The organism is Paenarthrobacter sp. NPDC057981, assembly GCF_042886835.1.
Classification (GTDB): Bacteria; Actinomycetota; Actinomycetes; order Actinomycetales; family Micrococcaceae; genus Arthrobacter.
In genome coordinates this window covers 228,460-242,447 of sequence record NZ_JBHVQI010000001.1, presented here as the reverse complement: position 1 = coordinate 242,447, position 13,988 = coordinate 228,460, and the positions used below count along the sequence as shown (strand labels likewise).

Sequence of the window (13,988 nt, the reverse complement as noted above, 5' to 3'; positions counted from 1 at the left end):
CTCATCGCGCCGAGTTCACCCCTTCATTTCCGCCGACCATGGCATTGACCACGATCTCACCCGTTACGGTCTTGGAGTCGAATTGCGCTGCCACCGCTCCAAGCCGGAGAACAACGATCCTGTCAGTCACTTCGAGTACGAACTGATGGATGTCATGGGATACGACAATGATGCCGAGCCCTTGGTCAGCAAGCGTGCGTATCAGTTTGCCTACCTGCGCAGCAGCTGAATGGCTCAGTGCCGCTGTTGGTTCATCCAGAAGGACAACCTTCGGTTGCCAAAGGATGGAGCGTGCAATTGCGATGTTCTGTCTCTGGCCGCCGGACATTGCACTGACCGGGCGAGTCAGGGAGATGCTATCGAGACGCATCTGCTTGAGCACCTCACGGGAACGCTTCTCTTGAGCTGCCCGCTTGATTCGCCGGCCACCGAAAACGGACCCGACCATCTCCCTGCCGAGGAAAAGGTTTTGAACGGCATCAAGGTTGTCGCACAGCGCAAGGTCCTGATAAACCGTTTGGACCCCGAGTTCCGTCACGTCGTGCGGGCCTCGGACATCAACCAGATCCCCGTTGAAGCGATACTCGCCCTCTTCGGGGCGAACAATGCCACTCAAGGTTTTGATCAGAGTCGACTTGCCGGCACCGTTGTCGCCTACGAGTCCGACGACTTCCCCCGCGTTGACGTGAATATCAATGCCGCGAAGAACCCGGATAGCGCCGTAGGACTTCACGATTCCCCTGAGTTCCAGGAGCGGAGCTGATACTGAATTTTCCATAAGACTAATAGGTCCTTGCATAGACATGGTCATTAGAAAAGATGCCTCGTTCTTACTTGAGGTTCTGAACGCAGACTGGCTGCTTTTCGGCCCCTTCGCAGATCTGCTTCCACGTCACGAGTCCGTCATCCACTACTCGCTGCAGGCTGTCGACGGTAACTGTTTCCGGTTTGACAGCGATCGAAGGAATCTTGGCAACACCGGTATCGAACTCGCCGTTGACCAGGCCCGCGGGTACTCCCTTGCCAGCGAGGATTGAGGAGGTGACTTCAGCGGCTTTGTCCGCCAGCAGCGGGATCTCTTTGTATACAGTGCTGTCCATGAGGCCTTGAGCGATGTACTGAAGTGCGCGAAGCTCGGCGTCCTGGCCGCCGGTTACGGCGACTTTTCCCTGCAGATTCTGTGTTGTGAGCGCAGCGATAGCACCACCAGCCATTCCGTCGTTCTGACTTATGACCAGTTGAATACCGTTGCCGGTCTTGGTCAAGCAGTCCTCAACAAACGACTGAGCCTTCGTGGGATCCCACCCTTGAACGTTCTGCTCACAGGCGACTTGGATTTTGCCTGAGTCAATCAGCGGCTTGAGATATTCGTCCTGCCCCTTTGTCGTGTTCACCGTTCCGAAGTCACCGGCATTGCCCATGACACGCGCGACTTTGATTCCCTGACCCGGCATTTTGTTAATGACTTCAGCCGCTCGCTTCCCTTGCTCTTGTCCGACAACCAACGAATCGAACCGGACGAAAGCGTCGGCTGTCCCGCCCTTGGCGTCGTGCTCGTAAAGCACCACTGGCACCTTGGCTTGGGCTGCTACGCCGAGCGCACCCGATGCGAGATTGGGGTCAGGCGCGACGAGCACGATCAGCGACGCACCTTTTGTGATCGCATCTTCAACCTGCTGCTGCTGCTTCGAAGCATCGCCATTTGCATTGTTGACAGAAACTTCAGCATTGGGGCTGAGCTTCTTCATGGCTGCTATGAAGCCGGGTGCGTCGCGTTCCTCGTACCTCGGTGTAGTCGAGAAGGGCAAGAGCATAAATACCTTGCCACTGCCGCCTGCATTGGTGTCTCCGGATGACGCCGGCGACGAACATGCCGTCATTCCCATGAGAGCAATAGCACCCATCGCGAGGCCGGAGATCAGTTTGTTTTTCATTTTTCTTCTCCTTTGAAGTTTGACCACGTTGGGATTGCCTCTGTCAGCCCGTTCCTGGGCCATGTGGCCCGGTCTACGACTCAGTTGGCAACCCATGCGGTTCTTCCATGTCAGGTCGGCGGTGCAAGTTTCATGGCGATAGTTGTCGGGAACCAAGGTCCTTGATCGCTGCCGGCGGTCTCCATGGATTTGTTGACCTGTGACAAAGGTAACTCCGGTGGAAGCGCCCGGCTCCACGTAATTTCCTGGCCACCTATACCGAAAACGTATGGCCCGGATCACAGTGACCTCCGACCTCAGATGGGGCCTGTCAGTGGCACGTCATACGCCCAACCCGTCGATATACATGCTGCGTATGGATGACCATCAAATTGGATGGAGCCAACGGAACGTGCGGGTTCTATGGTTTAAGACGAGGTGGAGTGTGCGGGCTCACGCAGTGGGGCGAACGCACGGCCGAGCCTTTCTGGGATTGATTTTGCAGACTCCGAAGGCCAGCCAAGCAAGGCACTGCGAGCGGATCGTTAGCTAAAACCCCGGCATCTATAGGTAAAGAAGGGACACATTCGAAGATGAGTGAATACTCAGCAAAACCCCGCGTCGCAGTAGTGCAGGCGGCCCCGGTTTGGTTGGATCTCGATGGAACAATAGACAAAACTGTGGCGCTCATTGAGGAGGCCGGCCGCGGTGGCGCAAACCTGATCGCTTTCCCCGAATGTTGGGTTCCGGGTTACCCCGAATTCTTATATACGGAGACAAACACCATATGGCCCGGGATGTATCTCAAGCGCTACTACGAGAACTCACTCGAGCTCGATAGCTCCCAAATGCGCCGCGTTCAGAGGGCGGCACAGGAGTCAGGTGTCGCTGTTGTCCTCGGTCTCAGTGAACGGAGCGGTGGTTCACTCTATATTTCCCAGGCTGTGATTGGTGCCGATGGCACACTCCAAGGACTCCGACGTAAGTTCCGGCCCACGCATGCGGAGCGTACCCTGTTCGGCGAGGGCGATGGCTCGGATTTCCGCACTTTTGACCTTGGAATCGGACGCGTCGGCGCCCTGAGTTGCTGGGAACATCTTCAGCCGCTGATCAAATACACGATGAACGCACTCGGAGAACAAATTCACGTCGCATCATGGCCCGCCGTCACCAAGCCGTACCATTACCCGTTCAGCGGGGCGGCCTTTGAGACCATCAACAACATGTACGCCATGGAAAATCAGTGTTTCGTGCTCTGCAGCACGCTCATTTTTGACGAAGCGGCCAGGGACAACATCGCAGACACGGACGCGAAGCGCGACATAGTTTTTCCAGGAGGCGGCGTCAGTCGGATATACGGACCCAGCGGGATTGAACTAGCTACGCCGCTGGCGCCTGACCAGGAAGGCCTGTTGTACGCAGACCTGGACCTCAGCGACATCATTGCAGCCAAGAACACTATCGACCAGGTGGGGCATTACTCCAGGCCTGGTATCTTCTCGTTGAATGTTAACCAGGCCAGTCCCCGTCCTGTGACATTCACAAACACCGACCAACTCAGCCATGGACGCCAATTTCCCTGGCCTCTTGAGGACGAAGAGACCTTGCTCAATTTGGACGCAAGATTTGCCGAGGGCCAGCGGTGAATGGTTTCAACGGCGACAAATCAGACGCCATTGCATATCTCAGTATCTCTCAGTTGTCAGCGGCTTACCGCACAGGGTGGATAACGCCCAGGACTGTCACCGAGCTTATGCTCGATCGGATCAAAAGACTCAACCCGCACCTTCAGTGCTATGTTCACGTGGCCGAGGAGTCAGCCTTACGAGCAGCTGATTCTGCGACGGAGGAACTTCAGCGAGGTTTCGATCGAGGCCCGCTCCATGGAGTGCCAATCTCGATCAAGGACATCTTTTTCGACAAGTCGTTCCCCACCACCGCCGGAATGTCAACCATCCCTCCTAGCTGGCGCGCGAACGACGCTATCGCAGTCGCCCGAGCGAGGGCTGCGGGAGCAATCATCCTGGGAACTACAGTCACTACGGAAGGCGTCTTCAGCGGATACCGTCCGGGACAAACACCACCCCGAAATCCGTGGCAAGACGATTTCTGGCCGGGCGCCTCTTCGTCGGGTCCTGCCGTAGCTACAGCCGCTGGTTTGTGCTTTGGTGCTTATGGCTCCGACACCGGAGGATCCGTAAGGTTTCCGGCGGCCGCAAATGGAATCACAGGTATCAAACCTACATGGGGCAGGGTACCGCGCACAGGGACAGCACCCTTGGCGCCGAGCCTTGACCATATCGGAACGTTTGGCAGAAACGTGGTCGACGCCGACATCCTGCTTTCCGTCGTCGAGGGATACCACCGCACCGACAGCACCAGCCTCCGCGAAGTGAATAACAGGCCTCCAAGCAGGCAAAATCTCTCCGGACTTCGTGTTGGAGTCGACCCCAGTCTCGAGGCAGCCTTGCCGACTGACGTCTCAGAGGCATTGCAACGCGCCGTGCAGCTGATGGAGGACTTGGGCGCGCAAGTTGTAAAAGTTGCCTTCCCCGACGTCGTCGCCGCGACACAAGCATGGGAAACCATCGCATCGGTGGAAGCAATGATCGCTCACTCAGAAACCTACCCGGCTGCGGAGGATCAGTATGGCAGTGAGCTGAAGGTTCTCTTGCGGAAGGGCAGGGAACAAACTACCGCTCAGCTGGCTGCGGCCGAAGCGCATCGCGTCATATTGAAACTTGCACTCGACGACCTCTTCAGGTCCATAGACTTCTTCGTCTGTCCTGCCTTTCCAGGCCAAATTCCCACTCTCGAGGAGTGGGACAGAGCTGCTGATGAACACAGTGGATCCATTGCCAGACTCACCGCCCCGATCAATTTGGCCGGTACTCCCACGGTGACCCTTCCGATTGAAACCGACAGTCGCTCCATGCCGATTGGTTTGCAGATTTGCGGACCAGCCGAAAGCGATGGATCTCTGGCAATCTGGGCGCAAACCATCCAGAGTCGCAGCGTTTGGCACCTTTCGCATCCCAAGACGAACTAGAGCCGGTACTGACTCTGTCGACACAGAAAAGTTGTTCCAACATAGGAGAAGAATGAAAATCTGGTATCAGTCAACTTTGGACTTCGACCACCAGCCGAACTACAAGCGCACGCTGAACCAGCTTGCCCGCCGGGCCGCGGCAGAGAGCACAGAAGTCGTCGTTCGAGGGCGCCCCCACGAGTTCGGAAACTCCGCCAGTGCCGTCAGCGCCACCGGGTCGCCGATCGCCTACCACTCGATCGTCGCTCCTGCCTTTCTCCACTCCCTCGTCGAAGCTGAGAAGCAGGGGGCCGACGTCTTCGTCGCCGCCTCCTTCAGTGAACCAATTCTTTCCGAACTCCGTTCACTGGCAACAATTCCCGTGGTGTCAATGAGCGAGGGCTGCTTTACTGCTGCCGCGTTGCTGGCACCGAAGATTGGACTCGTTACGCTCAACGAGCATGTCCCCTACTTCCTGGAAAAGTCCATCTCCCTACATAAATGGAAGGACCGGATTTCCGGCATCCATTTGTTGGCAGGATTGGTGGTCGAAGAAGACCTCGATGCCGCACTTGATCCGGAGGCAAACCCCGACCATTATCTGCAACTCATTCGGGAAGCAGGCCGCAGCGCCATTGCCTCCGGAGCCCAGGTCATTGTTCTGGCCGAAGGAGTCCTGGGTGCGCTTGCAGCGATCAATGGTCTCAGCGACATAGATGGGGTTCCCGTCATCGACGTCGTTGGTTCCACCGTACTTTACGCCGAACTGGCCGCAGCTTTGTGCATCAAGACCGGCGTGAGCCACAGCCGCAGGGCATATCCCGCCCCCGACGATCGAACCCGCGAATACATCGTGCAGCAGCTGGCGAAAGGTTGATCCGTGAAGGCCGTAGTTTTCACCGATCAGGGTGAAGTCATTGAAGACCGCCCGATCCCGAAGGTCCTCAGCGGGGAGGTTCTTGTGGAAGTCGCCTTCTGCGGAATCTGTGGGAGCGACCTGCATGCCGCTCATCCCCAGTTTCGCTCAGGAACAATCATGGGGCATGAGTTCTCCGGGACAATTGTTGAAGTGGCGTCCGACGTCGATGTTTGCAAGCCCGGGGACAGAATTGTCGTCAATCCCAATGGACGAACGTGCGGGGAATGCTCTGCCTGCACTCGCGGATTTCCTAACCTATGCGCAAAAGTCTGGGACACAAGCATCGGTTTGATCCGCAATGGAGGGCTGGCCCAGTACACAGCTGTGCCGGCCAACGTTGTCCACGTTCTTCCCGAAGAAGTTGATTTGGCATCCGCAGCCCTGATCGAACCGCTCTCTGTCGCCCTTCGTACGGTGCGGAATTCAGGTTTCGGAATCGGCCACGAGGCTATCGTCTTCGGTGGCGGCCCCATAGGTCTGTTAGTCACAGCGCTGCTTAGGGCTGCCGGGGCATCGAAAATAACCGTGGTGGAGCCGTCGGCGGCCCGACGGAAGTTGGCGCTTAAGCAAGGTGCCACTGCGGTGATTGATCCGTTCTCGACACCCGTCTTGTCCGTGTTCCCAGATCCGTTTTCGGCACCGTCATTCGCTTTCGAATGCTCAGGCGTGGCCGAGCTGGTGGGCGAGGCAGTCGCCGTCGTCCGCCCTCGCGGGACCGTAACGCTGACGGGCCTCTCCAGGCGCCCGGCCACATTCGATACAGCCGACGTCCTCCATAAAGAGATTACGCTCAAAGGCTCGTTTATCTACGTCGAAGAGTTTTCGGAAGCTATCCAACTACTGGCCTCAGGACGCATCGACGTGGACAGCCTGATCACAGGGGTTGTATCCGTGGAGGATGCTCCGGAAGCTTTTGCCCAAATGCGTAGCTCGCAGGACGTCATAAAGTATCTGATCAGCCCGTCGGCCCCCGCGGGCACTGCAGGCCAAGGCCTTGCTGGCAGCAGCGTAACAGACGCTCCGGCCCTGTCAGGAGACCCTAGATAAGGACCTGCCAAGGGTAGTAGAGACCGGGGCACGCCGCGCAGGCAGCGGCCCCGGTCTCGAAGAGGTCGTACCACTCCAAACACGCCGCGGTTTCGAGGCCGGCCCTGGTATTCCTGCACTCCTGTGCGTGCGGGGCAACCCAGGAACACCTTTACGCGCGTCTATACTCAACATGCAGGAAGGCGGGCGCTCCTAGCCCATTGCAAGCCGAGGAAACGTGAACGGGGGAACTTGAAAGATACATTTGATGCGAAGGATCACGCCCTGGTTGACCTCCTCCGTGTAGACGCCAGGGCTCCTTTTGCGCAACTCGGGGCCGGCGTGGGTTTATCCGCCGACGCGGTCAGGGTCCGCATTCACCGATTGCTCGAAGCGGGCACCATCAAGTTCGCCACGCTGATCGATCCGGCTGTTTTCGGGCTCACTCTCCGAGTGAATATCGGTGTAGAGGTGCTTGGCCCCCCTGACGAATTCGCGCGTTGGGCCTTGGAACAGGACGAGATCCTTCACCTTGTACGTGTACTTGGACCCTTCACGTTCTTTGGGGAAGTCGTGGCGAGCTCCCCTGAAGAAGCCCATTCCTTCATCTCCGGAGCCCTCGGGGGCCGACTGGAAGTTCGCCGCGTCGAATGCTGGCCGATTCTGGGCTTTGAAAAGTGGCGCGAGGACACGCACGTGTTCCTTCCTGACGACTATTCGTCGGACGGCACCTCCGCATTGCAGGAGCACGAAATCGACATGCTCCGCGAGCTTGTCGTCTCGCCAAGAATTCCGGTCCGGGATCTCGCGGCAAGTGTCGGGCGGCCATATGGGGTAGTTAGACGACGACTTGCAGACCTCTTCCAAGCTGGCGTCGCCAAGGCTACGGTCGTGACTAACGAAATTGAGTTGGAACGGCGCCAGCCTGCTGTCCTCCTGGCGCGTGCGCAGGATGCGTCCGCGCTCGATGCCCTTCGCAATCACAAAGCCGTCACTATTGTGAGCCCCACAGCCGGAACACGTCGCATTATCGCCGAGGTAGTAGCCGACTCGATGTCTCACCTCCGCGTCATCACCGATGAGCTCGCAAGCGCGGCACCATCCCTGGCAAACGTTGAACTGCTTCCATACGCCAGCGTCGACAAGCTACCCGCTTCCCTATCCATCGGTCACTACTTGTCTCGCAGGTCGTTCCCCCTCCCTACATCTAGCTAAAGTGGTCGGCGGTCCGCCCGCCATACGCCCATTGCCCGGTACTCGCTGGAGCCGCCGGGTGTTTGTCTGCAGCCTCCCCACAGCTATTCAGCCCGCCGCCACACAGGCAGGTGCGGCGGCTTTGTCATGCCCAAAATCCCTAATCGCAGCCTTCCGAGGCTCTCCTCGACACGAGGTAGAGACCCTGGCAAGAGCGATCTGACTCATGTGGGCCTCTCCCGCTGATTGCTGCTCGCGGGTGAGTCTCTCGAAACACCATCGCAACAAGCGATTTTTTCATAAAGGAAAAGTTTCACCAGCGCTATTGACAGTGATGGGCAACACAAGCGAGTGTATGTGTTACCAATCACGCAGGAGGCGCGACATGAGTGAATACTCAAACGGGACCGCGGCCAGTGCCGCCCCCGACAACGACGGGGAGTACGACGAGTACTCCAACTCCCCCGTCCCAGAGAGCGCCAAGACAATTGGCCCGCTTTCCATCTTTGGAGTGTTGTTCGGCATGTCGACAGCATTGATCTGGTTTTCGCTGGGTGCGCAACTGGTTCATGCGTTCGGTACTGTCAATTTCTTGATCGGGGCAACAAGCTCCGCACTGATTATTGGTGCGGCAACGTTCCTTTGGGCACGATTCGCCTCACGGACCGGTTTCAATTCGGACCTGGTCACCCGCGCAAGCGGGTTCGGCTACTTTGGATCCACTGTTACAGCCTTGGTCCTTGCAACAAATTGCGTTCTCTACTTCGGTTTCGAAGGCGGCATCATGATCAACGCCATGAAGGCGTTGTTTCCCACTGTTCCCGTGCTGCCGCTGCAGATCGCGTTCGGACTCATGTTCATCCCACTCACATGGTTCGGAGCCCGCTTCATCAGCCTCACGATGTGGATCACCTTGCCGGTTGTGGCGGTGTTCCTCGTCCTCGTAGCGATACATGCTGCTAACGCCCCCGGCGATATCGACTTCTGGGCTTACGCACCCGAAACCGTACAGTTCGCGGCGGCCGGCCCAGCCATCGCCCAAGTGATGGTCGCCATGTTCGGTGTCGCTGGCATTGGGGCTCAGAGTGCAGACTTCGGTCGGTTCATCCCCTCGAAACGAGCAACCGTAGGCGGAGTGTTGGTGGGGCCCGTTTTTTGCCTGGTCAGCTACGTAACACCGCTTCTATTCGGTGCTTGGCTCGGAATTCAACTAGGCGAAAGTGATCCGGCCATCTATTTCGTTGGATTATTCGGGGTCTGGGGCATGTTGTTCGTCATCATTACGCAGGCTCGGATCAATGTCAGCAACATATACACAGCGGCTGTCCAGCTTGCTTCTGTGGCATCCCGACTAGGTATCAGGCTGGCCAGAAGTTGGTGGGTCGTCATTACCTCGTTGATCTGCGTGGCTGTTCTCGTAAGCGACCTCTACAGCCACGTGACAGTAGTCCTCGGCGTATGGGGTGTCATCGTTCTGTCTTGGGTTTTCACTGTCGCATCTGACCTGCTGATCAACCGGAAGCTCCTCGGCCTGGCCCCCGCTGTTGCGTACCACTCGAAACGCGATCTCTATCCGGCAAACCCCGTGGGGCTTATTTCTCTCGGCACCGCAGTAACCGTTGGTTTGCCGCTTTCATTCGGAGCGGGCGGACCGCTGGGCTCCACTCTTGCTCCCTTCTGTGCCATCGCAATCGCCGTCATCACACCGCCAATCGTGGCCACCGTGACGAAGGGCCGGTACTACCACCGACCCACGAAAAGTCCAGTCGAACTACTGGCCGACAAGACATCGGTTTAGTAAGACCTCAAAGAAAGGCAATCATGCACAACTTTCCCGTACCACCGTTCACCATCTCAATTGATACTGGGGGAACCTTTACCGACCTGATTCTGTCTGACAGCAGCCGCGTCATCGGCTTGTATAAGGCGCCGTCAACGCCCGACGACCTCTTCCTCGGCATTTCTGCGGCAATTGAACTGGCAGCAGTTGAGAACGGGATGACACTTCCCGAACTGATGCAGCAAACCCAAGGCTTCGTGTATTCAACGACACGCTCCACTAACGCGGTTCTACAGAATAAGGTTGCGCGGACGGGCTTCATAACAACGGCCGGCTTCCGCGATGTCCTGCTCTACCGTGAAGGCGGAAAAGAGGACGCCTACAACCTTGCTACTCAATACCCAGAACCCTACATCCCGCGCCGACTCTGCTTCGAGGTGAACGAGCGCGTCCTCGCCGACGGCACCGTCGCAATCGGGCTTGATGAGGAGTCTGTGAGGAAGTCCCTGCGACGCTTGCGTGAGCTGGAAGTCGAGGCCGTCGCCGTCTGCCTTGTGTTCTCTGTCGTGAACGCAGATCACGAGGTCCGCATCGGCGAACTCATCGAGGAAGAGCTGCCTGGCGTCGCGTACTCCCTGAGCCATCAGGTGAACAATGTAGTTCGTGAGTACCGGCGAGCCTCTTCAACGGCCATCGATGCATCGTTGAAGCCTTTGATGCGGTCACATTTGCATGACCTGGAACAGCGCTTCCGTGCCTTGGGCTTCGCGGGTGAACCATTAATGGTCACCCACGTTAGCGGTGGTGTAATGAGCCTCGAGCAATTGGCGGAGCGCCCAATCCAAACCATCGACTCAGGACCGGCACTGGCTCCGGTGGCTGGAGCCCAGTACGGGGCGATCGAACCCGTCGCGCAGGATCGCGAACTAATTGTCGTGGACACGGGTGGCACCTCCTACGACGTCAGCCTGACCAACGGTCGTGACATCGCCTACACTCGCGAAAAGTGGCTTGGTCCTGAATGGGCAGGTCACATGACAGGCCTTCCAGCTGTCGACACGCGATCTCTGGGAGCAGGAGGCGGTTCGATCGCGTACATCGACGACGGCGGCCTGGTACGGGTGGGCCCCCTGAGTGCGGGAGCCGATCCGGGACCGGCATGCTATGGGAAGGGCGGCACAGAGCCGACCGTCACCGACGCGGCACTTGTCCTCGGCTATCTCGATCCAGCGAACTTCCTGGGCGGACGAATGGTCCTGGATCTTGAAGCGGCGCGACAGGCGTTCGAAACCCGTCTGGCATCTCCACTCGGTATTTCCGTTGAAGAAGCTGCCGAGGCAGTCCTGCGCATCACTTCCGAAGACATGCGCGGCTTCACAACCGACATGACCATCAGCCAAGGTATGGATCCACGCAATTGCGTGATGGTCGCCGGCGGAGGTGCAGCGGGCATGAATATCGTGCGCATCGCTCGCGACCTGGGTATCAAGCACGTCATCATCCCACGACTTGCCTCGGGCCTTAGCGCTGTAGGCGGTCAGTGTACTGACATCAGCGCCGTCGTTTCTGCCGGCCAGTACGTGGCCACCGCCGACTTTGACGCAGATCTGGCCAATAGCGTCATTGAAGACCTTGACCGAAAGCTTGAGGACTTCTTCGCAGAAGTGGACAACGACGGTGAACGCACCAGGAAGTACGTCGCCGAGGCGCGTTACGACCGGCAGATCTGGGAGATCGACGTCGACCTGGGACCCAAGCCGGATTTTTCGGACCCCGACGCCTTGACGAGCCTCCACGATGCATTCGACCGTTCCCACCTGAAGCATTTTTCCGTCAACCAGCCGGGATCGCCCATTGAAATCGTAAGCTGGCGTGCGGAGGGACGCATCAAGAGGTCGAAGCCGGATGTCGGAATGCCTTTTGAGCATGAAACCCGACACCGAGAACCCGCCTCCCGACCCATGTTCTTCCATGGACAGTTGCACCAAGGCGAAGTGTACGGAGTCCACGACCTGCACTCCGGCCTGACCATCAGCGGCCCGGCAGTGATTGAAGAGCCCACCACCACGATCGTTTTGGACCCGGGCGCTTCTGCCTCAGCACGCCCGACCCACTACCTCATCACCCTCAATTCCAACGGCGACCAGGAGACCCGATGACCACCACGATCCAGCGCATAGACCCTATCGACCTAGCGATCTACGCGAATCGCGTCGACAGCATCACCCGCGAGATGACAAACACCATGCTGCGAACGGCCCGCTCGACGACCATGGCTGCCAGGGACTTCTCGTGCTCCATCACCAGCGGTGATCACGACCTCTTGTCGGCTCCGGGAGGGATTCCCGTCCACGTCTACGGTTCCTCGTTGGTTGCACAGTCCATGGCCGAAATGCATCCGGACTTTAAAGAAGGAGATGCGTTTCTCCATAATGACCCGTACATGGGAAATACTCACGCAGCGGATCACACGCTGCTGGTTCCCGTCTTCTTCAAGGGTGAGCACGTATTCACTGCCATTGCCAAGGCCCATCAAATTGACATCGGCAACTCGCAGCCGACAACCTACATGCCTGCCGCCCGGGATGTGTACGAGGAGGGTGCGCTGATCTTCCCATGCGTCAAGGTTCAAGAAAACTTCACAGACGTGGCTGACATTATCGGTATGGCCCGGCGCCGTATCCGGGCCTTCGACACTTGGTACGGCGATTTCCTGGCCGCCCTTGGTGCCGTCCGCTTGGCTGAGAAGCGTCTCAAGGAGTTCTGCGAGTCATTCGAGAGCATCGAGCATGTTCGGGAGTTTATTCGCGAGTGGCTTGACTACAGTGAACGCATGGCAGCTGCCGGCATCGCCAAACTGCCTGCCGGCCAACGTGTCATCACGACGACGATGGACACCTTTCCCGGTCTTCCGGAATCCGGCCTTCCCCTCAAGGCCACCATCGACGTTCGCCCTGATGAAGGACGCGTGCTCGTGGATCTGCGTGAGAATCCTGACTGCACTCCCACTGGTCTCAATCTCACGGAGGCCACGGCCAAGAACAGCGCAGTAACCGCCGTACTCATGGCTTTGAATACCGACCGTCGTGCACAATCGCTGCTTGTGCCCAACAACTCAGGCAGTCACCGTCGAATTGAGGTGCTTCTTCGCGAAAACTGTGTCGTCGGTATTCCACAGCACCCCGCCTCGTGTTCCACGGCTACGCGAACAATTACCGACCGGGTCACCGGGATGCTGTTGGCTGGCATTGCAACAATGTCAGACGGAACCAGCGGAGCGGCCGAGCCGTGCCTGGGTTGCGGGCCCCAAGAAGGCGTCGTTTCAGGCAAGGACGCCCGCCGCCAGGACGAGGACTACATTCTGCAAATCTTCGCGGGAACGTCGGGGGGGCCGGCTACTGCGGAAACCGACGGTTGGCTTGCCTTCGCCAATATCATGGGGGCCGGCATTCCGCGGCTCGACTCTACCGAGATCGTGGAGCAGCGATACCCGCTCGTTGTGTGGCAGCACGCTACCGTCCGTGCAGATTCCGAGGGCGCCGGCAAATTCCGGGGCGCACCGGGAAGTTCCTGCGCCTACGGTCCTCGCTTCTCCGGGGCGGAATCCCACTATTACATGGAAGGCGTCGTCAACCGCCCCCTTGGCGTCTGTGGTGGCGGCCCTGCACTCGGTCCCGAGGCGTGGCACATCTCCGTCAATGGCTCCGCGCAGCAGGTACACGAGGCTGTGGCTGCGACACAGATCGCGCCCGGCGAGGCCGTTGCAGCCCTCACGTCAGGCGGCGGTGGGTACGGAACGCCCTTCGACCGCGACCCGGCCTTGGTTCTTGAGGATGTCGTCGATGAGTACATCTCCATCGAACGCGCCCGGGAGACGTACGGTGTGGAAATTATCGGGGATATCGACCGCTGGGAAACACTCCAGGTCGATGAAGAGGCCACTGCCGTTCGACGTTCAAGCAAGCCGGATGGAGACCTTGATGGCGGACGCCAGGCCGACATCTTGCCCGTTTGGTGGGCAGCCAATGAGGCTCCGGTCCTCGTCTAGGAAGTGGATTAAGGAGACAGTCACCACTGTCACCAATCCGCCCACGACACAAGCAACACAGCATTAAAGGCTGTGTTGCT

General features: G+C 58.3%; 10 protein-coding genes. 8 read left to right on the top strand and 2 right to left on the bottom strand.

Going from position 1 to position 13,988, the window contains the following annotated elements; all coding sequences use genetic code 11:
* Nucleotide 1: 1 nt before the first annotated feature.
* Together ACFVSI_RS01125 and ACFVSI_RS01120 are read right to left on the bottom strand one after the other, a co-directional pair.
* Entirely contained in the window at nucleotides 2-778 is a 777-nt protein-coding gene (locus ACFVSI_RS01125) for an ATP-binding cassette domain-containing protein (RefSeq protein WP_387819126.1), read from the bottom strand.
* A 52-nt stretch (nucleotides 779-830) separates the two neighbouring features.
* Nucleotides 831-1,934: a substrate-binding domain-containing protein gene (locus ACFVSI_RS01120; RefSeq protein ID WP_387819125.1), complete on the bottom strand. Its 1,104-nt coding sequence runs from the start codon at nucleotides 1,932-1,934 to the stop codon at nucleotides 831-833.
* Nucleotides 1,935-2,506: 572 nt separating this feature from the next.
* Here ACFVSI_RS01120 and ACFVSI_RS01115 point away from each other — a divergent pair.
* From ACFVSI_RS01115 to ACFVSI_RS01080, 8 genes are all read left to right on the top strand, one after another.
* Entirely contained in the window at nucleotides 2,507-3,559 is a 1,053-nt protein-coding gene (locus ACFVSI_RS01115; RefSeq protein WP_387819124.1) for a carbon-nitrogen hydrolase family protein, read from the top strand.
* A 107-nt stretch (nucleotides 3,560-3,666) separates the two neighbouring features.
* A complete protein-coding gene (locus ACFVSI_RS01110) occupies nucleotides 3,667-4,962 on the top strand; it encodes an amidase (RefSeq protein WP_387819698.1) in 1,296 nt (431 codons plus the stop codon).
* Nucleotides 4,963-5,014: 52 nt separating this feature from the next.
* Nucleotides 5,015-5,818 (top strand): aspartate/glutamate racemase family protein, encoded by an 804-nt coding sequence (locus ACFVSI_RS01105; protein WP_387819123.1) that lies wholly within the window; start codon nucleotides 5,015-5,017, stop codon nucleotides 5,816-5,818.
* Nucleotides 5,819-5,821: 3 nt separating this feature from the next.
* Nucleotides 5,822-6,907, top strand: coding sequence for a zinc-binding dehydrogenase (locus ACFVSI_RS01100; protein ID WP_387819122.1), 1,086 nt, complete (start codon nucleotides 5,822-5,824; stop codon nucleotides 6,905-6,907).
* Between the two features lie 231 nt (nucleotides 6,908-7,138).
* Nucleotides 7,139-8,101, top strand: coding sequence for an AsnC family transcriptional regulator (locus ACFVSI_RS01095; RefSeq protein WP_387819121.1), 963 nt, complete (start codon nucleotides 7,139-7,141; stop codon nucleotides 8,099-8,101).
* A 364-nt stretch (nucleotides 8,102-8,465) separates the two neighbouring features.
* Nucleotides 8,466-9,878 carry a purine-cytosine permease family protein gene (locus ACFVSI_RS01090; protein WP_387819120.1) on the top strand — a complete coding sequence of 471 codons (1,413 nt, stop codon included), beginning with the start codon at nucleotides 8,466-8,468 and terminating at the stop codon, nucleotides 9,876-9,878.
* A gap of 23 nt (nucleotides 9,879-9,901) precedes the next feature.
* Entirely contained in the window at nucleotides 9,902-12,019 is a 2,118-nt protein-coding gene (locus tag ACFVSI_RS01085) for a hydantoinase/oxoprolinase family protein (RefSeq protein ID WP_387819119.1), read from the top strand.
* Complete coding sequence (locus tag ACFVSI_RS01080; RefSeq protein ID WP_387819118.1) at nucleotides 12,016-13,908, top strand: hydantoinase B/oxoprolinase family protein; 1,893 nt, start codon at nucleotides 12,016-12,018, stop codon at nucleotides 13,906-13,908. Before ACFVSI_RS01085 ends, ACFVSI_RS01080 begins: the two co-directional genes overlap by 4 nt.
* The last annotated feature ends 80 nt before the right edge of the window (nucleotides 13,909-13,988 follow it).

What these genes read in the sequence shown, in the direction of transcription:
- ACFVSI_RS01085 (WP_387819119.1), top strand. Translation starts at nt 9,902, where the DNA reads ATGCACAACTTTCCCGTACCACCGTTCACCATCTCAATTGATACTGGG.
- ACFVSI_RS01120 (WP_387819125.1), bottom strand. Translation starts at nt 1,934, where the DNA reads ATGAAAAACAAACTGATCTCCGGCCTCGCGATGGGTGCTATTGCTCTC.
- ACFVSI_RS01105 (WP_387819123.1), top strand. Translation starts at nt 5,015, where the DNA reads ATGAAAATCTGGTATCAGTCAACTTTGGACTTCGACCACCAGCCGAAC.
- ACFVSI_RS01090 (WP_387819120.1), top strand. Translation starts at nt 8,466, where the DNA reads ATGAGTGAATACTCAAACGGGACCGCGGCCAGTGCCGCCCCCGACAAC.
- ACFVSI_RS01080 (WP_387819118.1), top strand. Translation starts at nt 12,016, where the DNA reads ATGACCACCACGATCCAGCGCATAGACCCTATCGACCTAGCGATCTAC.
- ACFVSI_RS01125 (WP_387819126.1), bottom strand. Translation starts at nt 778, where the DNA reads ATGGAAAATTCAGTATCAGCTCCGCTCCTGGAACTCAGGGGAATCGTG.
- ACFVSI_RS01115 (WP_387819124.1), top strand. Translation starts at nt 2,507, where the DNA reads ATGAGTGAATACTCAGCAAAACCCCGCGTCGCAGTAGTGCAGGCGGCC.
- ACFVSI_RS01110 (WP_387819698.1), top strand. Translation starts at nt 3,667, where the DNA reads ATGCTCGATCGGATCAAAAGACTCAACCCGCACCTTCAGTGCTATGTT.